Genomic DNA, 23,395 nt, shown 5'->3' on the forward strand with positions numbered 1-23,395 from the left:
GTGCCTCTCAAACCTTTATCTGGCTAAGTTTAGAGGCGTTTGTCGCCCCTTGAACCCTAACCCTAGACTCGGCTCTTTGCAAAACAACGGTGGACTCACACTTACACACGCTCTACTTGCTGGGAGTCCAGGCATCAACGCTGGTAATAACAACTTGATTGTTGCTGATACACAAGACTTAGATGGCGATGGAGATACAACAGAACCCACCCCCTTCGACCAAAGAGGCTTGGCACGAGTAAGCGGTGGTACAGTAGACATTGGGGCATTTGAGGTACAATCTGCTACCCTACCAACTCTCACCATCAACAATGTCACCGTTACTGAAGGCAACACAGGGACAACCAACGCCACTTTTACCGTCACTCTCTCCGCCGCCAGTACTTCTGCTGTTACAGTTAACTATGCTACAGCTAACGGCGCAGCGACAGCAGGTAATGATTACACCTCAACCACAGGTATCTTAACTTTCAACCCAGAGGAAACCAACAAAACTATCACTGTTGCGGTGAGAGGCGATACTATAGCCGAACCGAATCAGACATTTTTTGTCAACCTCAGCAATCCCCTTGGCGCTACTATTGCTGATAACCAAGGATTGGGAACTATCACCGATGATGATGCTAATCCTACAATTGCTATTGCTGATGTGAGCCGGAATGAAGGCAATAGCGGTACAAGTAACACCACATTCACTGTCACTCTATCGGCTGTTAGTGAAAAGACAATTACAGTTAATTATGGGACAGCTAATGGTACAGCGACAGCCGGAAGTGACTACACATCTACAACAGGTACATTAACTTTCAATCCAGGGGATACGAGTAAAACCTTCACTGTTGCTGTAACTGGTGATACAACAGTTGAAGCCAACGAAACCTTCTTCGTTAATCTCAGCAACGCTACTAACGCCACAATCACTGATAATCAGGCGTTAGCAACTATACTCAATGATGACACAGCCACTCTTCCCACTCTTTCAATCAACGATATCACCATTGTTGAAGGGCAAACCAGCCAAGCAGTCTTAACTGTTACCCTCAGCAGTGCTTCTAGTCAACCAGTCAGCGTTAACTATACTACAGTAGCTGGTACTGCTACCGCCAATACAGACTATACCAGCCGCAGTGGTACTTTAACTTTTGCTGCCAATACTACCACTGCGACAATTACAATTCCGATTCTGAATGATAGTCTCAATGAAGCCAACGAAACCTTCAGAGTTAATCTTTCTAGCCCTACCAATGCAACTATACAAAAAGCTTCTGGAACTGTCACGATCACTGACACTTTGCAAGCTAGTGTCACCACAACCTTAGCGGAGGGGATTGAGAATTTAACTGTACTTGGCAGTAGCAATATTAACGCTACTGGTAACAGTGGTAATAATACATTGACGGGGAATAGTGGGAATAATATTCTTACTGGTGGTAATGGGGATGATACCTACAATTTCAATGCTTCCACACCATTAGGTAGCGATCGCATTCAAGAGATTACCACGGGCGGCAATGATACGATCAATTTTAGTGGTACAAGTAATGCTGTCCGCGTAAATTTAGGTACTACCGCCACTCAGACCATCAACAGTAACTTAAAGTTGACTTTATCTGCTAATAATGTGGTTGAAAATGTCATTGGTGGTAATGGCAGCGATCGCCTCATTGGCAATAGCCTCAATAATACTCTGACTGGTGGCAATGGCAGTGATATCTTAACAGGTAGAGGCGGCGCAGATACTTTGATTGGCGGGTCTGGCAATGATATCTTGACAGGTGGAACTGAGAGCGATCGCTTTTTATATAGTAGTGGGCGAGCTTTTACTAGTAACGATTTTGGTATAGATATCCTGACTGACTTTACTTCTGGAAGCGATAAGCTGGTTTTGAGTAAAAGGACATTTACGGCTTTAAGTAGCGTTGTCGGTGATGGATTGAGTCAAGTATCTGATTTTACTACTGTCGAGGATGATGATTTAGCCGCAACCAGTACAGCATTCCTCGTTTACAGCATCAGTAGTGGTAGTCTGTACTATAACCAAAATGGCAGTGCTGATGGGTTTGGTACTGGTGCGGAGTTGGTTAATTTGATCAATTTACCTAGTTTAACTGCGGCTGATTTGGCGATCGTTGCTTGATCAGTAATTAGATTTATACCAATTCTCTATGAAATTGCACCAATAAACGATGTAGAGACGTTGCGTGCAACGTCTCCACAGTCTTGATTTTTGAGAAATCAGGGTTTTAAGCCTCAATTACTACCCGTAGATTGCCGCGTTTTCTAGCGACTCGACAGGCTGTTGTACCACCGGAACGCTCAAATTCTAGATCCAAGACTGTAGTACCGACTTGTAAATTGTGCAATGACAACTTACTAATTGACTCTGGTAAAGCAGGATCGATAATGCGTAAGCAGTTGTTGGGTGCGTCGGGTACGAGATTGACAATCATGTGAATTAATTGAAAAATGCTCCCAGTAGCCCAGGCTTGGGGTGTACAAGCAACAGGATATTGTACAGGAGAGCGATCGCCATTACGCTCATAACCGCAAAATAATTCTGGGGGACGCAGGTAAGGTTGTTGACTCGTCATATCCAACAAACCTTGGAAGATTTCTAAGGCTTGATCAATTAAACCAAGCGATCGCAATCCCATAGCAATCAAAGAATTATCATGAGGCCATACCGAACCAATGTGATAGCCCATTGGATTGTAAGCTGGGGACAAACTACTTAAAGTGCGAATCCCCCAACCATTAAACATATCTGGGGCGCGTAAACGTTCTGCTACACTGTAGGCTCTCTCTGGTGTGAAAATTCCCAAAAGTAGGCAGTGACCAGGATTAGATGTAATACTGTCTATCTGCTTACCTGCACCATCTAAAGCCAAGGCGCAGAAATCTTGGTCTTCGATCCAAAAATCTTGGTTAAAACGCTCCTTTAAGCTTCTGGCTTCTTCTTGCCAGCGTTCAAATAAGTCTAGGCGCTTCTTCATCCTAGCGATTTCCGCCAGTCGGGTTTTAGCAGCGTAAACGTAAGCTTGTACCTCACTCAAGGCTATGGAACCGTTAGCTAAATCGCCTTTACGGTCTACAATACAATCACCAGAATCTTTCCATCCTTGGTTATCTAAACCGCGTTTAGATTTGCGGTGGTAGGTGAGATAACCGGTTGGCTGCATATTGCGGTCAATCCATTCCATTGCAGCTAGGGCATGAGGCCATAGTTGCTCTAATGTTTCTCGGTCATGTGTCCAAGAATAGTACTCAGAATACAACATCAACCATAGGGGCGTGGCATCAACTGTACCGTAGTATGGCGTATGGGGAATTTCCTGACATCGGGCCATTTCTCCCAAACGTAACTCGTGCAGAATTTTCCCCGGTTCTTCTTCCCGCCATTCATCTTCATGTTTACCTTGATAAGCAGCCAGCAACATCAAGGTTTCTTTGGCAATTTCGGGGTTAAGCATCAAGGTTTGGGAAGCTGTAATCAAGGAATCTCGCCCAAACAATGCCGAAAACCAAGGTACACCGGCGGAAACAGTTTTGTATTTGTCAAAGGATTGACGTAACAAATACATATCCTGTTCAGCGCGTTCAATTACCAAATTGAAGATACTTTTATCGGCACGAATATTAGTAATTTTCTGTACCCAGTTTTGTTCTTCCATCATCTCGGATGCTTTGGCTTGTACTAAAGTTACAGCCGCACTCACCCTAGAACTAGAGTTGTTATTGGTGAACAAATTCAGCCGATAGCCCAGCTTTTGGGTAGAGTGAGAGGGCAACTCTAAGCGCCAAATTGCTGTGTAACCTTTAAAATCGTCTGGTTGGCGATGCTGGAATTGGATACGAGATTCCATCACCGAACCATCTAGGCCTTGATAGGCTAAGGTTAAAGACTGTTCTTTGTGGGCAAAATGCTGGGTTTGTACAACACCGTCACCATCAGCTACTCCATCCTCAGAGATTGGTTCTACTAGGCGTAAAAGCTTACCCCGTTTGTCTCTGTCATAACCCCGGACTTCAAATAAATCGACAAAATCAGCATCAAAACTGATACTGAGTTCAAAAGCAACAGTCGTTGTGCTGTAGTTAGCTACTTCGATTTCTTCAAATAAAGCGCCATTCAGTACCAACTCCCGGCGAATGCTGACGCTATCAGCCTTCATGCGTTCGTCGATTCTGGGATTAGTACACAAAACCGACAAAGCAAAACCTTTTTCCGCAGTACTACTGAGAAGTACAGGCGATCGCCCATCAATTTGTAACTCTAATCGGTTGAGAAATCGTGTGTCACAGCAAAATAAACCCATACTGGGGTTGCCATCATTCAGAGAACAACCAGAAATATTCCCAATTGTGTCTGTAACTAAAAATAAATCATCATCCTTAACCGTCAGCGTTGGTTGTGGTCTTTCGCTGACCACACAAGGCCATTCAGGAATCGGTAATTGATCGGCGGGGATAAAAGTTTTGCCATCCAAGAAGATTTTATCCGGGTTAGTCAGAGTATCCGGTGTCATTAGCAAAAATTCCGTGTACAGGTCTAAATTTTGGCGATCGTATCAGCGTTAGTCGGGAGAATATGCTTGAGTGAGAATTAAGCCAATAGACTCCTAGCCTTGTGAAAATATCAGGGGTGGTAAGTGTGGGAGTTGTCAACAAGAGGAAAAGGGGCAGCTTTGCTGGGAGAAAGGGGGGAAACCGAGACGGAGCTTGTACTCCGCCCCGGTCAAGCGCCCTAGAAGGGCAGGGCTTGTACCCCGAAGTTCTGAGCGCCGGAAGCCGGCGCTCAGACTTCTCTTCATGTTCCGCTCCGCTCCACGCAGAGGGGAAAGGTTTGCTCCCCCTGCTCCCTGCTCCCTTCACCCCTGCCTCTTCCGGTAAGTTCTATCTAGAAAACTCTGGCGAGGCATTGGAGCCAAATTATCTTGATCTTTACATCATGCTGGTGGATAATCAGACCTCAAACCACATTACAAATCTTTATAAATTTATATTGTTTGCATCTTAAGTCAAGCCTGAAAAATCAGAGTTTTTACTTGACTTATCCCTAAATCAAACAAAAAAAGCTAGCAGAGTAGCGAATATTCAACTACGATACAACATTATTTTATGTAAGGCTGAGGATGCCTAGTAATTTTTGGAGTTGGGGTTTTGAGCCAAGAAACTTGCCAACAGTGTAATAGGAGAGCTGTTCGAGAATGTATATTGGGCTTAGTAGCCTAATTTAGGGAAAATTACGATGTAAATAACTGCATAAACAAAACTGGAATGATGACTAAACTAGCTATGATCTGTCTATACCCTAGATCAGCCAAGGTTTGGACACAAAATTCATTGCTGTCAATAGTCTATTAGTGATTCTATGTTCTTTAATGTGTACACAAAGTTTTCAGCACTCTTATCAGGAATCAGCAAAGTGTTGCAAATGCCTTGATAGAAGTATGATTTAACATTAATTTACAAATCGCAACACTTTCGTTTACTTGAGAGTCCGTTGTAATTTGTACAATGCAGCTGTGACGTGGATCTAGTTCAGATTGGGCTTCTTTAAAGATATTCATGAGCATTTCAACTTCCGTGCTGAGTGATCTGCTACAGTCCCTACCTTACCTGCGGCCTCAGCTATATTTCAAAGCTTCATTGACGGCCCTTTCCCACGCGATGGAAGATCAGGTGTTGGCTGCGACTTTAGACCAGCCTTTAGTGATTGCTAGCTTTCAAAGAGAGAGATTCTATCGCCAAGAAGCTCATCGCTATCAGCGATTGGCACAACGTAGTAATCAAATATACGTTCTATCTGCACCGGAAACTGATTTTGCCAATAGCTCGGAATACTACGAAAAGGTAGCATTTGAGCCTGATGATGCTTTGAGTCAAGAGTGGCATTTGGTCGTAGTAGCTGACAATTATGCTACTTGCTTGGTCTGTAGGGAAAGCCTGGGTTCGATCGCCAAAAATCAGCAAATACCTGAGTTTAGTCCTGGCCTAGATATGGATGCAGGGCGACGCTTTGAAGGTATTTGGACATCTGAAAGGGGAGTAAGTATTAAAGCTGCCCAACTGCTATTAGATAGGATTTTGGTTTATCGACCAGACTTAGCAAAAAAAGTGACAAAAGCTTGCCAGCGATTTGGCATTGGCGAAAAGAAAATTTACTCCAACGCTACTAGTGTTCTGACTGAATATGCTTGTGATATTGATACTGATCCCTTTGTGCAGCGCTTAGTGACTTACCTGCAAGCTAGTCAGTACAAGTTACATAAAGCTTACCGTTCAATTGCGGCTCAAGCACGAAAAGAACGTTTAGTCAACTCGATTAGTACAGCAATTCGGCGATCGCTTGATCCCCACCAAGTATTACAAATCGCCGCCCAAGAATTAGGACAACATTTAGGAGCTAGTCGTTGTCTAATTTATCGCGCCCAAGCCAGTGATGCCCAAGCTGTGATCGAACATGAATTTTTAACTCCTGGTACGGTCTCCATTAGTGGTCAAACCTGGGAATTAAAAAACAATTCCCTGTTTAAAGAGGTGGTAGATCATGGCGAAGGTGTTTGTGTCACCGATACCTTAAATGACTTCCGGATCACAAATTCCCCCACATTGTCCTTAATTGCCAAAAAATTGGCGATTCGTTCTTGGTTAATCGAACCAGTCGTATTTCAAGGGAGATTATTAGGTATTGTAGAACTGCATTATTGCGCCCTTCCGCCCCACCAATGGCAGCCAGGAGAATTGGATTTAGTAGAAGCGATCGCCACCCAAATTGGAGCCGCCTTAATTCAAGCAGAAGCTTACGCCAACCTAGAAGAACTCAACCAACAACTAGAAGCCCTAGACCGTACCCGCAGCAACTTGATAGCTATTACTGGGCATGAACTCCGCACACCTTTATCCACAATTCAGGTGTGCTTAGAAAGTTTGGCTACCGAACCAGATATGCCCGTGGAATTGCAACAGGTAATGCTGAATACTGCGTTGTCGGACTCAGAACGGATGCGAAAACTAGTGCAGGATTTCTTGACTCTCTCTAACTTAGAAAGCGGTCGAGTGGAATGGCATCCAGAATCCTTAACCCTGCAAGAGTGTATCGATTTAGCCCTTAGTCGTCTCCGCATCCGTCCTGGAGTAGAGAAACCACCAGCGATTAAAACCCAAATAGACGGAAACTTACCCTTGGTAAGAGCAGACGGTGATTGGCTAGTAGAAGTGTTGGCAAAACTTGTAGACAACGCTTGTAAATTCACACCCGCACAAGGGGAGATCAAGATTAGTGCCACTCACAATGGTAGTCAAATGGTAGAAGTCACAGTAGCCGATACAGGACGCGGTATCGAGCCAAATCGCTTAGAAATAGTTTTTGACCGTTTCTACCAAGAAGAAGGGGCATTACGCCGCACAGCAGGCGGTACAGGGCTAGGTTTAGCAATTTGCCGCCAAATCGTCAACGGTTGGGGTGGCGCAATTTGGGCAGCCTCCACAGGTAAAGACCAAGGTAGCCAATTTCATTTCACTATCCCCATCGCCCAAAATAGTCAAGAAGAAAATTGGTCAAAAGTTAAAAGTCGGTAGTCATTAGCTTTTGGACTATTGACTATTGACTATTGACCATTGACCAATGACTAAAAACTGTTACAGACTATAACGCGATCGCAATATGATGGTGATGGCGGTGTTACGATGCCCTAAAAACGTTGAGAGAATACCTTATGGCAGAAACACTTTCTGGTAAAACCCCCCTATTTGCTGGCAGCACCGGCGGCTTGCTCACAAAAGCAGTAGAAGAAGAAAAGTATGCTATCACCTGGACTAGCCCCAAGGCGCAAGTTTTTGAACTGCCCACAGGTGGTGCAGCTACTATGCACGAAGGTGAAAACCTCCTGTATATCGCTCGGAAGGAATATGGTATCGCGCTAGGCGGTCAACTCCGGAAATTCAAGATCACCAATTACAAAATTTACCGGATTTTACCAAGCGGCGAAACCACTTTCATCCACCCAGCTGATGGTGTATTCCCAGAAAAAGTCAACCCAGGTCGTGAGAAAGTCCGTTTCAACGCCCGCAGCATTGGGGAAAATCCCAATCCTTCACAAGTGAAGTTCTCTGGTAAAGCTACCTACGACGCTTAAAAACTAGGGACTGGGGACTGGAGACTAGGGAAAGCAGGGTGCAGGGTGCAGAGTACAGGGGAGAGAAACTTCTCTAATACCTGATATCCAATCCCCAATCCCCAATCCCTGGTACCCAATCCCCAATCCCCAATCCCCTACTTGCCGATGATTTTCCCCAATTTCTCCGACTTTTCTCAGCTAGCTTTGCAAGGTAATTTTGTGCCGGTGTATCAGGAATGGGTGGCAGACCTAGATACACCTGTTTCCGCTTGGTACAAAGTTTGCGCTGGAGAGCCTTATAGCTTTTTGCTGGAATCGGTAGAAGGTGGGGAAAAGATTGGGCGTTATAGTTTACTGGGGTGTGATCCTTTATGGATTTTGGAAGCTAGGGGTGAGACAACCACTCAGACAAACCGTGATGCTTCTCAGGTCGTATTTACAGGTGATCCATTTACAGCTTTAGCCGATTGTCTAGCACCATATAAACCAGTCAAGTTACCCCAACTACCACCAGGAATTGGCGGTTTGTTTGGTTTTTGGGGTTATGAATTAATTCGTTGGATTGAACCGCGTGTACCAGTGCATCCCCAAGATGAGCGCAACATTCCTGATGGATTGTGGATGCAGGTAGACCATTTGTTAATATTTGACCAGGTAAAGCGAAAAATATGGGCGATCGCCTATGCTGATTTACGTGATCCAAATGTAGATTTAAAAGCAGCGTATCAGCAAGCGTGCGATCGCGTCACCCAAATGGTGAGCAAACTATCTTTGCCCGTATCGCCACAAAAAACCATATTAGAATGGACACCCCCAGGCAGCCAAAACGTGGGGGAAACACAAGAATATACCAGCAACTTCACTCGACCAGAATTTTGCGCCAGCGTCCAAAAGGCCAAAGAGTACATCAAAGCGGGTGATATCTTTCAAGTAGTCATTTCTCAACGCCTTTCCACCCAATACACCGGCGATCCCTTCTCTCTCTACCGTTCCCTGCGTCAGATCAATCCCTCGCCCTACATGGCGTACTTTAACTTCCAAGACTGGCAAATCATCGGTTCCAGCCCCGAAGTGATGGTGAAAGCGGAACTGGATGGAGATGGTGAAGCCGTAGCCACAGTTCGCCCCATTGCCGGGACTCGTCCACGGGGTAAGACAACCAAAGAAGATGCAGAATTAGCCGCCGATTTACTCCAAGACCCCAAAGAAATCGCGGAACACGTCATGCTGGTGGATTTAGGACGCAATGATTTAGGGCGTGTTTGTGCCAGTGGGACTGTAAAAGTTGATGAATTAATGGTGGTGGAACGCTACTCTCATGTAATGCACATTGTGAGTAATGTTGTAGGGAAATTAGCCGCAAATAAAAACGCCTGGGATTTATTAAAAGCCTGTTTTCCCGCCGGCACAGTTAGCGGCGCACCAAAAATTAGGGCGATGGAAATTATTAATGAGTTAGAACCCAGTCGGCGGGGTGTGTATTCTGGGGTGTATGGCTATTACGATTTTGAAGGACAATTAAATAGTGCGATCGCTATTCGGACAATGGTAGTCAAAGATCACACTGTAACGGTACAAGCTGGTGCAGGTTTGGTGGCTGATTCTGACCCAGAAAAAGAATATGAGGAAACTTTAAATAAAGCTAGGGGACTTCTTTTGGCAATTCGCTGCTTACGCTAGATACAGCCCTAGTATTTGAGTTCTTAAATATACGTAGTGTGACCGGCTCATGGTTTTGGTGGGCAATGCCCACCCTACTCAATTTTTTCCAGCCCCTAAATTTATTTATGGGGTTCTCCCCAGCCCCTTGTCCTCTTCCTTGCTACCTCCCAACAGTCAACAGCTATAGCTGTCGCCAGTAGTGTTAGGACATCAATAGATGATACAACCAAGACACAAAAAGACTTTTCACCCAGTCCCCAATCCCCAATCCCCAGCTATACATCTAAAAATTTTCAGATTGCAGCGATCGCACCAAAACTGTGGCAGCATTCTGAAGTATCTTGATTCTCATACCATTTCACTAAAATTCTGATACAAATCCGAACCTAGAAACCTTCGCAAAATATAGGTTTCTTAATTTTGAATTTTGAATTTTGAATTTTGAATTGGTATCAGGCATGAGTCAAAAATTCAGAAGCTGCAATATTAATGTGTCAACTACTGGGAATGAATTGCAATGTGCCAACAGATATCTGTTTTTCCTTTGAAGGATTTTCCGCGCGGGGAGGAAAGACAGATCATCACAGTGATGGTTGGGGAATTGCTTTTTTTGAAGGAAAGGGATGTCGAATATTTTTAGATGCTAAACCCTCCATAGATTCTCCGATAGCAGATTTTGTGCGATGCTATCCCATTCACTCTACCCATGTCATCGCCCATATTCGCAAGGCAACCCAAGGTGAAGTCGCCTTAGAAAACTGCCATCCTTTCCGCCGAGAACTCTGGGGAAGATATTGGGTGTTTGCTCACAACGGTAATTTACCTGACTTTCAACCACCAATACAAAGTTTTTATCAAGCTGTCGGTCATACTGACAGTGAGAAAGCCTTCTGCTTGATATTAGAAACACTGCGGCAAAGTTTTCCCGAAGGTAAACCCTCCCTAGAAAGACTGTATCCTGTACTGCAACAGGTTACAAAAACATTAGCGGCAATCGGTGTTTTCAACTATCTACTATCTGACGGAGAACATTTCTTTACCCATTGCTCAACAAACCTAAGTTACATAGTACGTCAAGCACCTTTTGCGGCTGCACACCTGATTGATCAGGATATGACTGTAGATTTTAATGAATTGACAACACCAAGCGATCGCGTTGCTGTTATTGCCACTACGCCGCTTACAGATAACGAAGTTTGGACACCAATTCAACCAGGAGAACTGTTGGTCTTTCAGGATGGTTTGCCACTAAGGCATATATTCAATTAAGCATCTCATCTATTACAGATTGATTTTGAGAAACCGTTAAATCAGAGTTAAAAATCTTACGAAGATACTGTAATCATCACTTAAGTAACTACTGAGTGCATGATAGTTTAATAGTGCATTTTTGTCCAAAAAATTCAGATATTTTTTCTTTTAAAGCTCGGTGTTAGCACCCATGATTGCTAATTATGAAGAAAGCTATCTTGTATTCAAGTAGGTAATCATAAAAAAACCATGAAAGCCATACAAGAATATCTGGAAACAAAACAAAAACTGTTAGCCGAACACAGTTTATTTCGGGACTTAAAATTGGGTGATTCTAAGTTAGAAGATTTTGCCAGAATGGCTTCTAGTGTCGGCTTTTGGGTAATGTCATTTCAAGATTTATTGAGAATCAATCTATCATTCATTACTGATGAGGAATACTATCAATTTATTAGAAAACACCTCATGGAAGATATCGGTCATGATAAATGGTTTTTATATGACCTAAAGGCGTTAAATACGGAACAGCCAAATTTGCAGGTTCTCTATAATCAATTCCATACTCCTGTGCGTGATGCAACGTTTTTACTCATGTCAGAAGTATTTCGTGCTAACAATGACTATGAAAGAATAACTTTAATACTTGCACTAGAATCGGCAGGTCATGTTTTTTTTGAATGTGTTGCAGACTTTATTAAAGAAAATAACTGTGACACATCTCTTAAATACTTTTCCAGTCATCATCTTGGCGTTGAAAAAGAACATGAGATTTTCGAGACAGGAATGCAGGATTTAATTGGAAATATACAGTTAAATCATGAGCAAAAAATACATCATCTCAAGATGATTGATCGTATATATGAAGCTTTTGATCTGATGTTTGATGGCCTAGCCATTGCGTTATCTCCCTCCGCAGCATTGATGGTCGCTGTTTCGTAGAGCGTAACAACAGTAAATTAAAAAACTAGGAGGCCTTATGGAAAAGCTTAGTGCTATCAAAAAACCTGACATTAACGTTGCTGATGCTTGGGAACAATATTGGAACAAAACTTTAGTTAATTCGACTCCGGTTTTGTGGGATGCCAATGTAGAAAGAGCTGTAGTCGTTGATTTACCACGGTTTGAATTATTATTTAATCCCGAACTACCACTCATTGACTTTGCTTGTGGTAATGGTACACAAACTAAGTTTCTCTCGCAATTTTTCCCCAGAGTGATCGGATTGGATGTTTCTAAGTCTGCTCTGGAAATAGCAGCCAAGGAAAACACTGCTGCAAATATTTCATATCGCCTTCTTGATGGTTTAGTACCCGAACAAGCTGCACAAATACATTCGGAAATCGGTGATGCCAATATTTATATGAGAACAGGTTTTCACCACATTCCCATAGAAAAAAGGGAGTTACTTGGTCAATCTTTACGCACACTTCTTGGTAAACAAGGAGCAATGTATTTAATTGAATTAGGTACTGGCTGTATTGACTTCTTTAACTCACTCTTGGAAAAGTATGGACAATTACCATACGAACTATTGTTAGTCATGGAACACGGCATTAGACCAGGGATTTTCACAGCAGAAGATATTGAATTATATTTTCCTGATTTTGAAATTCTCAGTCAGGGTGAAGGCTTATTCCAAAGTATTCATAAACTACCTGATGGCAACTACGCAACACCACCAGCATTTTGGGCAGTAATTAAACACCGCTAAGGAACTTCCAGATAAAAATATCCAAAATGTAGGGTGCGTCAGTATGTATCGTACTGACGCACCCTACTAAATCGTCAATTCCGGATAATTTATTTTTTGGTGTTCTCTAATAAATCTAGAAAAATCCGATTTGATTCTTGTTAGATTAGCCTGCGCTTGCACATATAGATGTTAACAGCCCTTATTTATTAGTAGTTATGCAATTTGGACGCGCATTAGCTTATACCAATTTAAAACAAGAATGCGACAGATATACAGACCCAAGCGCTTGTTCTGTCTTGATTATTAATTTTGTAATCCTGCGGATAACCAGAAGGGTATTTTGTAGCTTTAGCTTTTCGTAGGGTATTTTTAATTGGTACTACCATGAGTGAACAAAAAATCGATGCTCAAGGGGTGAATGTAATCCAAGACCAGAGTCTTGTGTCGAGCGTTATTACTGACTTTGGTAATCTGATTAAAGGTAATACTCTTGGCATTATCCAACCTCACAATATTGAGGAAATCAGTTCAGCAATAGAATTTGCCAAACAACAGAATTCACGACTCAAAGCTCGTGGTAAAGGTTATACGCAAAGCGGACAGTCCGTGGCTCAAGATGCTTTCACCCTTGACCTGACGCGACTAAACCATGTATCTAAAGTAGATACCGTGACGCAGGCGATCGCTACTGAGGCTGGGGCAACATGGCAAGATATAGTTACCACAACTATGAAATTCGGAATGCTTCCCTGTGTTCTCCCCCTCAACTTGGAACAAACAGTAGGAGGGCTACTTTCCACAGGTGGTATTGGTAGCACTTCCAAAACTTATGGCCCCGTCGTTGCCAATGTGATTGATTTGCATATCATCACCGGGAATGGTGAACATATCCAATGTAGCCGCACACAAGCACCAGAACTATACCATGCAGTTTTAGGTGGTTTAGGAGGATGCGGTATTATTGCCAGCGCCACATTAGCACTACGGAAAACTAAAAAATACATTCGTACTTTTCATCTACTTTATGATTCTCTGAAAGCCTGGATGGATGACCATGTATTGTTAAGTAGAAATCACCAAATAGAGCATTTAGAAGGATTCTGCTGGACTTCGGCTAAAGGTATTCGTCAAACTACTAATGGTAAAAGTTTCTTTGCCCATTGGCTTTATGGACTGCAAGTTGGCATTGAGTATGATGAGGTAGCACCATCTGTAAGTGATGTATTACAAAACTTAAATTACTGGCAGCTTTTCCATACAGAAGATGAAGAAACTGTGAGTCATGTTTTTCGCTACCAACCCCGCTTTGAAGTTATGCGGGCAAGTGGTGGGTGGAATCAAGCTCACCCTTGGATAGAATGTTTCATTAGTGCTGAAGCCTTGACCGAAATCTTGCCAGAAATTCTGGATATGTTACCGCTAAGCTTGGGCGATGGACACAGAGCCATTATGGTTGCATCTGATAACCTACCTAGTTTATTTATGATGCCACCAGCCAAGAATATCCTTTGTTTTGCAATTCTCCCTATGGCTGTTCCAGTTGGAGATACCAAAACTTTTGACGTGTTAGCAAAAGTTAATCAACTACTTCTCAGTGCAGGAGGAAAACGCTATCTCTCCGGTTGGCTTGGTAAATCAGATTTTGATTGGCAACAGCATTATGGTACCAGTTATGAGACTTGGGAGACTATGAAACAACGGTATGATCCAAGTCATATTCTCGGCTAGTAGAGTTTTTAATCTGCTGTAATTTTGTTAGTAACTGAAATTAATGGGAATCCTAGACATATAGCAATCCTAAATTAGGCGATGTACAACTTATTTTTTAAATCTGTTTTCATAGCTTCCTTTCCTGGGTTGGCACAAGACCTATAAGGGAATAAGTTGGGGATTAGGTTTGAGATCAGGTTGTATATTGCCTTAAATCATTATTGAGAATTAGAGATTATTCCCCTTTAACTCTTCCTTAGTCAGAATTAAGAAGGACAGCGTTAGCCAAGGATTAATTTCTCAAAACTCATTGAGGATAGCCATAACAATAATTTGAGTCTAGGAAGAAGAACGTGGTAATTTCCCATAATATTCAAGTATCTGGCTACAGAATTTTAGAACTTGCCCATTCTGGAGCCAACACTAACATCTACCGCGCTACAAAAGTGGATGGTAACACTCCCACGATTCTTAAAGTCTTAATAGACAATTACTTTTCTCTAGAAGCAATTGTCAGATTTAAACACGAATATTCTATCTCTGCTAACCTTGACCATCCAAATATTGTCAAGGTTATCAGTTTGGAAACTCATCACAAACGATTAGTAATAGTATTTGAAGATTTTGGTGGTATTAGCCTCAAACATTATCTTTATAACCATCAGCCTTCTTTGCAGCTGACTCTTCAAGTTGCCATCGCCATCACCCGTGCTTTAGTCTACATTCACGACAATAAAATAATTCATAAAGATATTAAACCCGGCAATATCATCATTAAAAATTTAGGAACCGGGTTACAACAAACGCCAGAAGTCTTGCCTAACTTAATTATTAAACTCACTGATTTTAGCATTGCTTCCCGTTTAAAAAAGGAAACGCCACAACTTATCAACCCCAGCCAGCTAGAAGGAACACTAGCTTATATGTCGCCAGAACAAACGGGACGGATGAACCGTAACCTAGATTACCGTAGCGACTTCTATTCATTGGGAATTACACTTTACGAAATGCTGACGGGACAATTACCGTTTAACAGCAGTGAACCCTTGGAATTAGTGCACGCTCATATTGCCAAGGAACCGACACCCATACAGCAGCTAGCTGCAAACGTACCCAATGCTGTTGTCGGTATCGTCCACAAGTTAATGGCTAAAAATGCAGAAGATAGATACTACTCTGCTCAAGGATTATTGGTTGATTTAGAACAATGTTTAGAACAACTTAATCATACAGGAGCGATCGCTGATTTTACTCCAGGTCGTCTAGATGTTTTCTCTCAGCTAATTATTCCCCAAAAGTTATACGGACGAGAAACCCAAGTTGAACAACTACTCCTTTCATTCGCACGAGTTAGCCGTGGTAACAGTGAGTTAATATTAGTATCCGGTTACTCCGGTATTGGTAAAACTTCCGTTATCAATGAAGTTAATAAACCCATCACTCAAGTTAAGGGCTATTTTATTAGCGGTAAGTTTGATCAGTTCAAGCGAGATATACCTTATTTATCCCTCGTGCAAGCTTTTTCTTCCTTAATGCGCCAACTCTTAACAGAATCTACAGAAAGACTAGAAATGTGGCGCAGCAATATACTGCAAGCAGTTGGTATTAATGGAAAAGTGATTATTGATGTCATACCAGAAGTCGAATTAATTATTGGTAAACAACCGGAAGTATCTCAACTAACTCCTCATGAATCACAGAATAGATTTAATCAGATTTTTCAAAGTTTTATACAAGTTTTTTGCTGTTGTGGACATCCATTAGTGATCTTCTTAGATGATTTGCAATGGGCAGATTCAGCAACATTAAACTTAATGGAGTCTTTGATTTGTGATCAGACGATTAAATATTTACTAATAATTGGAGCGTATCGTGATAATGAAGTTAACAAACTTCATCCTCTAATCAGTACTATTGAAGAAATTAAAAAATCTGGCATTATTATCAACAATATTGAGCTACAACCGTTGGATCTAGCTAATGTAGTTCATTTTGTTCAAGATACCTTACATGATAATACTACCCGATGCTATCCTTTAGCTACACTTGTTTTTAACAAAACTGCGGGGAATCCTTTTTTTATTAATCAGCTACTCAAGGCATTACATCAAGAATCACTACTTATATTCGATTTTAATATACAGCAGTGGCAGTGGGAAATTGAGAAAATTGTTACCGTTGGTCTTTCTGATAAGAGCGTAGTTGAATTAGTGTGCAGCCGCATCCAATTATTGCCAGAAAAAACACAGAAAATATTACAGTTAGCAGCTTGTATTGGCGACAATTTTAACCTTTATGTCCTATCATTGGTAAATGAAAAATCGGTATTTGATACTGCAAATGAGCTTGATGATGCTCTCCAATGTGGTCTTATTTTACCTTTGAGTGAGACATATCGTATACCCCTACTATTTGACTCTCAAGATGATGTTTTATTTGATAGTAAACAAATCCTCTATAAATTTTTACATGATAGGGTACAACAAGCTGCATATTCGTTGATTCCTGAGAATCAAAAAAAATATACTCACCTTAAAATAGGTCGCTTATTGCTTAACAATATCCAAGAAAAAGATATAGAAAACCATGTTTTTGATATTGTGAATCAGTTGAATAAGAGTGTTGATCTTGTTATTGATGATTCAGAAAAAAATAGGCTAATAGAATTAAATTTCATTGCCGGACATAAATCACAACAAGCAACAGCCTATGAACCTGCTCTTAGTTATTTCATGATGGCTATAAAACTTATAGGTGAATCATCATGGTTAACTAATTACAAAACTATCTTGAATCTATATCAAGAAGCAACAGAAGCGGCTTATCTCTGTGGACAGTTTGATAAAATGCAGGATTTGGCAAATGTTGTGATTAATAATGCTCATAACTTACAAGAGAAAACCAAAGTTTATAATCTAAAAATTCTGACAGCTATAGCTCAAAAACAGTTGCAAGAAGCTTTGAGCCTTGGCTTAAATTTGCTGAATCAACTAGGAATTAATTTTCCAGAAGAGCCGACTGATGATTTTGTTAATCAAGTACTACTAGAAACCAATTCCTTAATCCCTAGAAATAACATTCAAAGTCTGCTGCATCTACCTGAGATGACTGATGTTAACTCGTTGGCTGCTATGGATATTTTAGATACAATTTCCACTGCTGCTTATTCAGCTTCTCCCAAGCTGATGCTGCTGATTAATTTGTCACGAGTGAAATTATCTTTAACTTATGGAAACTCTGCTTCTTCTCCCATAGCTTATGCAGCTTATGCGCTGATTTTGTGCGGTGTAATTAATGATAGTGAATTAGGTTATGAATTAGGCAAAGTAGCACTGGATTTAACAGCAGATTTAAGCCCATTTATCAAGGGCAAGATTTTATTTTATGTGAGTAACTTTATTTTTCATTGGAAAACCCATCTTAGAGAAACTCTACACTTTTCTAAAATGGGAGCGAAATACAGTCTTGAGGGTGGAGATTTAGAATATACAGCATGGTTTTACCAATTTGGGTGTTGTTCTTTATATTGGCAAGGTGAGGAATTAAGTAATCTAAAGCAGAAAATAGAAAATGCCAATTGTGCTATTCGTCAAACAAAACAAGAACAGCCATTAAGTCATCAATATATGCTCTATCAAGTTGTTGTAAACTTGATGGATAATTCTCAAGATGCTTGTTGTTTAATTGGTGAAAATTATAATGAACAGGAATCTCTCACACAATATGAAATTGTTAATGACTACTTAGGAATTTACTATTTTCACCTATATAAAACCATTCTGAATTATCTATTTGGTCAGCATGAGCAAGCCAGGATTCATGCAGGTATAGCGGCGCAAAATATTAGTGGTGCTACGGCACAATTTGTTGTGCCTATCTTCTACTTTTATGATTCGCTGACACAATTAGCAATTTATACTAATGAAGCCGAATCTGGTCAACAACATATACTTTTACAAGTACAAAATAACCAGGAGAAGATGAGAAAATGGGCGGAATCCGCTCCCATGAATTTTTTACATAAATTCTATTTAGTCGAAGCGGAAATATGTAAAATTCAGGGCAAAAACTACCAAGCTATGGATTATTATGACCGTGCTATTACTCTTGCTCAAGAACAGGGTTATATCCAAGAGATGGCGATCGCCAACGAACTGGCTGCTATATTTTACTCACAATTGGGTAGGACGAAGCTAGCTAAAAGCTATATGGATGAAGCTCATTATAATTATATAAGTTGGGGGGCGATCGCCAAAGCCAAAGACTTAGAAAAACGTTATTCTAATTTACTCACGAGAACAGGGACGCTAACCCAATCACACATTACTCTTACTAAAGGATCTACAACTTCCACAAGGAATCTATCTCTAGATATTTCCACAGTGGTTAAAGCCTCTCAAGCACTAAGTAGCGAAATAGTTTTAGAAAAATTACTAGAAAAACTTATGTTTTTAGCTAAGGAAAATGCAGGGGCGCAGAAGGTATTTTTTATTGCTAAAAAAGATGAAAAATTAGTTATTGAAGGCTCATTAACGGATGAAGGAATTATTAAAACATTACAAGCCATACCTATTACCAATAGTCAAGCATTACCAGCCTCTGTAATTAATTATGTAAAAAGAACTCAGGCACCTTTAGTTTTAGATGATGTAACTCATGCTGAAGATTTCAATAAAGACCCTTATATTATCAATCATCGACCAAAATCAATACTTGTATCACCAATTATTTCCCAAGGGAAACTGACGGGAATTCTATATTTAGAGAATAATCTCACTAGTCATGCTTTTACTGAAGATAGACTAGAAGTATTACAAGTTTTATCAGCACAAGCCGCTATTTCTCTAGAAAATACGCGTTTATATTTAACATTAGAAACGCGTGTTCAACAGCGAACCCAAGAACTAGAGGATAAAAATCATCAATTACAAACTATTCTGGGGGAGCTACAACGTACACAAGCCCAATTAATTCATAATGAAAAAATGTCTTCACTAGGGCAATTGGTAGCAGGTGTAGCTCATGAAATTAATAATCCTATCAATTTCATTTATGGTAATGTAACTCACATCAAAGATTATAGTAAATCCTTACTAGATATTATCGATTTTTATCAAGCAGAGTACCCAGACTCTCAAGAAACAATTCTGGAAATAGCGGATGAATATGATATAGACTTTATTAAAGACGATATGCCAAAGCTGCTCACTTCGATGAAAAACGGAGCAGAACGTATTCGTGATATAGTTATATCATTACGCAACTTCTCACGATTAGATGAGTCAGCAATTAAAGAAGTTGATATTCATGAAGGTATCGATAATACCCTCATGATTTTGCAGCAAAGGCTACCAGATATTCAAATTATCAAAGAATACGGCGACCTACCTAAAATTACCTGTGATGCTAGTCAAATAAATCAAGTTTTCCTGCACCTGCTGACTAACTCTATTGATGCCCTATTAGAAAGAAAAAATAAATGTAAATTATATCACGGTCAAGAAATAAGTTTTAGTCCAACAATTTGGATTAGTTCAATTGTAGATGATACTCAACAAGCAGTTATTCGCGTTACGGATAACGGGATTGGCATCGATGGTAATATTATAAGCAAAATATTTGACCCGTTTTTTACCACTAAGCCAGTAGGTAAAGGTACAGGGTTGGGTTTATCAATAAGTTACCAGATTGTAGAAAAACATCAAGGAAGTTTGGAGTGTCTGCCATCATTAACAGATGGAACGACTTTTATAGTCAAGTTGCCAATCTCCTTAAAATAGTTTTTAAATACTGTACCCTACTTAAATAAGTAGCTCGATGTTAGAAATTATCTTTGGTTTTGTTGCATTGTTCTACTTAAGCAAAAGACAAAGCTGTCTATGAAATGACAATCATAAACAGCTTTGTCTTATAAGTAGTTCAAACGGCTTTCTCAACGTCGTCCACTTTGAATTTTGTCAAAGATAGCTCCGTCATCGAAGAATTTTTTCTGTACAGTGTTCCAGCCGCCTAAACTTTGAACATTGTAAAGATTGGCAACTTTAGGGAATTTTTTCCCGACTTCTTTAGCTACAGCAGAGTTAACCGGTCTAAAACCAACTTTGGAAAACTCGCGTTGGGCTTCTGGAGTGAAAAGAAATTTCACAAAAGCCTCAGAAACTGCACGAGTACCACGTTTATCGACAACCTTATCAACAACTGCAACTGGGCCATCTATGGAAATGTTGGTTTGAGGAATAGTATAGGACGGTGATGTTTTCCCCTGTTGTGCAGCTAGGATAACTTCGTTTTCATAGTTAAGTAATACATCCCCTTGACCTTTCTTGTAAAAGGCATCGCTGGCTTCTCGCGCATCTCTAGGTAATACAGGCACATTTCTATAGACTTTAGTCACAAAATCTAGAGCTTGAGCTTCACTACCCTTATTTTTAGCGATCGCACCCCACAAAGCCAAGAAGTTCCAGCGCGCACCACCTGAAGTTTTAGGGTTGGCTGTAATTACCTTGACTCCCGGTTTAGCTAAATCATTCCAAGTTTTAATATTTTTTGGATTTCCTTCTCTGGTTTCTAGCGCTACTACTGAACGAGTCACAATAGAATTATTAGGCGCTTCTTGCTCCCAACCTGGCTTAATTAACCCTGCTTGTTCAATTTTTTTGGTATCTAGCGCCAACGCTAAAGCAACAACATCTGCTTCTAAACCATCTATTACAGCACGGGTTTGAGAGCCAGAACCACCGTAACTCTGCTTGATGACTATATCCTGGCCTTTTTCTCGCTTCCATTTAGCGACAAACTGAGGAATAATTTTCTCGTAAGCAGCCTTTGTCACTGCATAAGAAACCAGCGTGATTTCAACTTTCTGGCCTCCTTGGCTAATCAGTTGAGTCTTTTGGTTTGCAGATGCAACTTGAGAATTTGTCGTGCTAAAGGGCATTAAAGCACTTAAACCCAAGCCTGCTGCTAGTACCAGGGCTGAAGGTTGACTCAGAGGCGGCTTCCACATAATGAATAGTTGCTTTTTCGCCTCGGCAATTGAGTTAAGTCTTGATAAAATTTTAGGTGTCATGGGATGTGTTTCACTGAGTGGCTAACGCAATTAGTTGATGCAAATTCCAGACAAAGACAATATGAAATTCGGGCAATAAGAGTATTGGAAGATACAACTTATTGCCCCGTTTTTTTACTTAGAATTTACGGTTTATCTATCGTAGAACGATGTTATAAAAAAGTAAAGTCAAGAAAAAAAATTCGGAATATACGAATCTTTGAACTATGAAGTAATGATTGCCATATCACGAAGAGATAAGCTATAACCCAAGCCATACAAGGATATTAGCCAAAAATAATAGACAAATTCACTGGTGAAATATAGACCTTATACAATCATCAGGCATCTAGTATCAGGTTACTTTGAACACAAAGTAGTTAAATGTGATAGCTATTTGACACTCGAAAGCCATAGCGTTTTTAATTGCTGAGCAAACTGGTAAAATTCCTCTATTCCCCATATTCTCGATAGAGAATCTGAAGTTTTTTATTTTTTACTTGCCTAAATACCTTAGACTGTAATAACAATATTCCTACCAATTAACTGTAGATTTGTACGGAGGAGATCCAAATGAGTGAGTGGCAGCGTCCCCTGAAAAAATTGTGGTTGCTAGCAGAGCAGAGGACATATAGGTTCAGATTTAACTCCCTGAAAAGCTTTGTGTCACTGGTATTAGTTGGTGCTGTTTTGAGTGTGGCGCTTGCCGCCTGCACTGGTGGTAGTGAAAACAATACTTCTACAGCAAACCCCGTTGCTAGTCCTGTTGCAGCCAACAAACCAAACGTGGAATTAACTCTAGTATCCTTTGCTGTTACCAAGGCAGCACATGAGGCAATTATTCCTAAATTTGTAGAAAAATGGAAGCAAGAACATAACCAAACTGTCACATTTAAACAGAGTTATGGCGGTTCTGGTTCTCAAACCCGTGCCGTTATCGACGGCTTAGAAGCAGATGTTGTCCACTTAGCACTGGCTTTAGACACGCAAAAAATTGAGAAAGCAGGGTTAATTCAACCAGGATGGGAAAAAGAACTTCCTAATGATGGAATTGTCTCCAAATCTGTAGCAGCAATCATTACCCGTCCAGGCAACCCCAAAGGTATCAAAACATGGGCAGATTTGGCTAAGGACGATGTTAAAGTAATTACTGCTGATCCTAAAACCTCAGGTATTGCTCGCTGGAACTTCTTAGCTTTGTGGAACTCCGTGATCAAAACTGGTGGAGATGAAGCTAAGGCAACAGAGTTTGTGACTAAGGTTTATGGAAACGTGCCTATTTTAACAAAGGATGCGCGAGAAGCAACTGACGCATTTGCCAAACAAGGGCAAGGAGACGCTCTAATTAATTACGAAAATGAAGTCATTTTGGCACAGCAAAAAGGTGAAAAGTTGGATTATGTAATTCCTAGTGTCAATATTTCTATTGATAATCCTATCGCTGTCGTAGATCAGAATGTTGATAAGCATGGTAATCGAGAAGTAGCCGAAGGATTTGTCAAATTCTTATATACCCCAGAAGCACAAGAAGAGTTTGTGAAATTAGGTTTTCGACCAGTAGATGAGAAAGTTGCTCAAACGAAAGAAGTAACAGATAAGTTTCCCAAAGTAGATACTCTAGGTACTGTTCAAGACTTAGGAGGCTGGGCAACAATTGACAAAAAATTCTTTGCTGATGGTGGTGTTTTTGACCAAATTCAAGCCAAAAACAAGCGGTAAATGGGTAATGGGTAATAGAGGAATCTAATTTGATGATTGTAGACACTTAAGTATTTGTAGGGTGGGCATCGCCCACCAACACTCTGATACTTTTGGCAATGATCATATAACGCATAACTCAAAAATAAACATAGTAATCCTATGGGTAAAATTTTTGAGCAATTACCAATTACCAGTTACTAATTACCAGCA

At 40.6% G+C, this 23,395-nt stretch carries 12 protein-coding genes; 10 read left to right on the forward strand and 2 right to left on the reverse strand.

Annotation, left to right across the window (positions count from 1 at the left end; genetic code table 11):
* Positions 1 to 2,137 (forward strand): Calx-beta domain-containing protein (locus ACM5QX_RS23795; RefSeq protein WP_414755800.1); only part of this gene is annotated, 2,137 nt, incomplete at its 5' end.
* A gap of 106 nt (positions 2,138 to 2,243) precedes the next feature.
* Here the strand turns inward: ACM5QX_RS23795 and ACM5QX_RS23800 are convergent.
* The gene (locus ACM5QX_RS23800) at positions 2,244 to 4,526 is read right to left on the reverse strand and encodes a glycogen debranching N-terminal domain-containing protein (protein WP_414755801.1); all 2,283 of its coding nucleotides are present in this window, start codon (positions 4,524 to 4,526) and stop codon (positions 2,244 to 2,246) included.
* A 1,042-nt stretch (positions 4,527 to 5,568) separates the two neighbouring features.
* On the opposite strand from ACM5QX_RS23800, the gene ACM5QX_RS23805 reads away from it, so the two are divergent.
* The 8 genes from ACM5QX_RS23805 to ACM5QX_RS23840 all read left to right on the forward strand — a co-directional run bounded on the left by ACM5QX_RS23805 (position 5,569) and on the right by ACM5QX_RS23840 (position 20,216).
* The gene (locus ACM5QX_RS23805) at positions 5,569 to 7,581 is read left to right on the forward strand and encodes a DICT sensory domain-containing protein (protein WP_414755802.1); all 2,013 of its coding nucleotides are present in this window, start codon (positions 5,569 to 5,571) and stop codon (positions 7,579 to 7,581) included.
* A gap of 137 nt (positions 7,582 to 7,718) precedes the next feature.
* Positions 7,719 to 8,138 (forward strand): photosystem I reaction center subunit II PsaD, encoded by a 420-nt coding sequence (locus ACM5QX_RS23810; RefSeq protein ID WP_011321384.1) that lies wholly within the window; start codon positions 7,719 to 7,721, stop codon positions 8,136 to 8,138.
* Between the two features lie 147 nt (positions 8,139 to 8,285).
* Complete coding sequence (gene trpE, locus ACM5QX_RS23815) at positions 8,286 to 9,800, forward strand: anthranilate synthase component I (protein WP_414755803.1); 1,515 nt, start codon at positions 8,286 to 8,288, stop codon at positions 9,798 to 9,800.
* A gap of 471 nt (positions 9,801 to 10,271) precedes the next feature.
* Positions 10,272 to 11,051, forward strand: a complete 780-nt coding sequence (locus tag ACM5QX_RS23820; RefSeq protein WP_414755804.1) for a class II glutamine amidotransferase — start codon at positions 10,272 to 10,274, stop codon at positions 11,049 to 11,051.
* A gap of 231 nt (positions 11,052 to 11,282) precedes the next feature.
* Positions 11,283 to 11,972: a hypothetical protein gene (locus ACM5QX_RS23825; protein ID WP_011321381.1), complete on the forward strand. Its 690-nt coding sequence runs from the start codon at positions 11,283 to 11,285 to the stop codon at positions 11,970 to 11,972.
* A gap of 37 nt (positions 11,973 to 12,009) precedes the next feature.
* Positions 12,010 to 12,744, forward strand: a complete 735-nt coding sequence (locus ACM5QX_RS23830) for a class I SAM-dependent methyltransferase (protein ID WP_414755805.1) — start codon at positions 12,010 to 12,012, stop codon at positions 12,742 to 12,744.
* Positions 12,745 to 13,110: 366 nt separating this feature from the next.
* Complete coding sequence (locus ACM5QX_RS23835) at positions 13,111 to 14,454, forward strand: FAD-binding protein (RefSeq protein WP_414755806.1); 1,344 nt, start codon at positions 13,111 to 13,113, stop codon at positions 14,452 to 14,454.
* Between the two features lie 335 nt (positions 14,455 to 14,789).
* Complete coding sequence (locus tag ACM5QX_RS23840) at positions 14,790 to 20,216, forward strand: AAA family ATPase (RefSeq protein WP_414755807.1); 5,427 nt, start codon at positions 14,790 to 14,792, stop codon at positions 20,214 to 20,216.
* A gap of 152 nt (positions 20,217 to 20,368) precedes the next feature.
* On the opposite strand, the gene ACM5QX_RS23845 is transcribed toward ACM5QX_RS23840, so the two are convergent.
* Positions 20,369 to 21,442: a sulfate ABC transporter substrate-binding protein gene (locus ACM5QX_RS23845; protein WP_414755831.1), complete on the reverse strand. Its 1,074-nt coding sequence runs from the start codon at positions 21,440 to 21,442 to the stop codon at positions 20,369 to 20,371.
* Between the two features lie 615 nt (positions 21,443 to 22,057).
* On the opposite strand from ACM5QX_RS23845, the gene ACM5QX_RS23850 reads away from it, so the two are divergent.
* Complete coding sequence (locus ACM5QX_RS23850; protein ID WP_011321376.1) at positions 22,058 to 23,203, forward strand: sulfate ABC transporter substrate-binding protein; 1,146 nt, start codon at positions 22,058 to 22,060, stop codon at positions 23,201 to 23,203.
* Positions 23,204 to 23,395: the final 192 nt, after the last annotated feature.

The sequence above is a fragment of the Anabaena sp. CCY 9910 genome (genome assembly GCF_963920875.1).
GTDB classification, from domain to species: Bacteria; Cyanobacteriota; Cyanobacteriia; order Cyanobacteriales; family Nostocaceae; genus Trichormus; species Trichormus variabilis.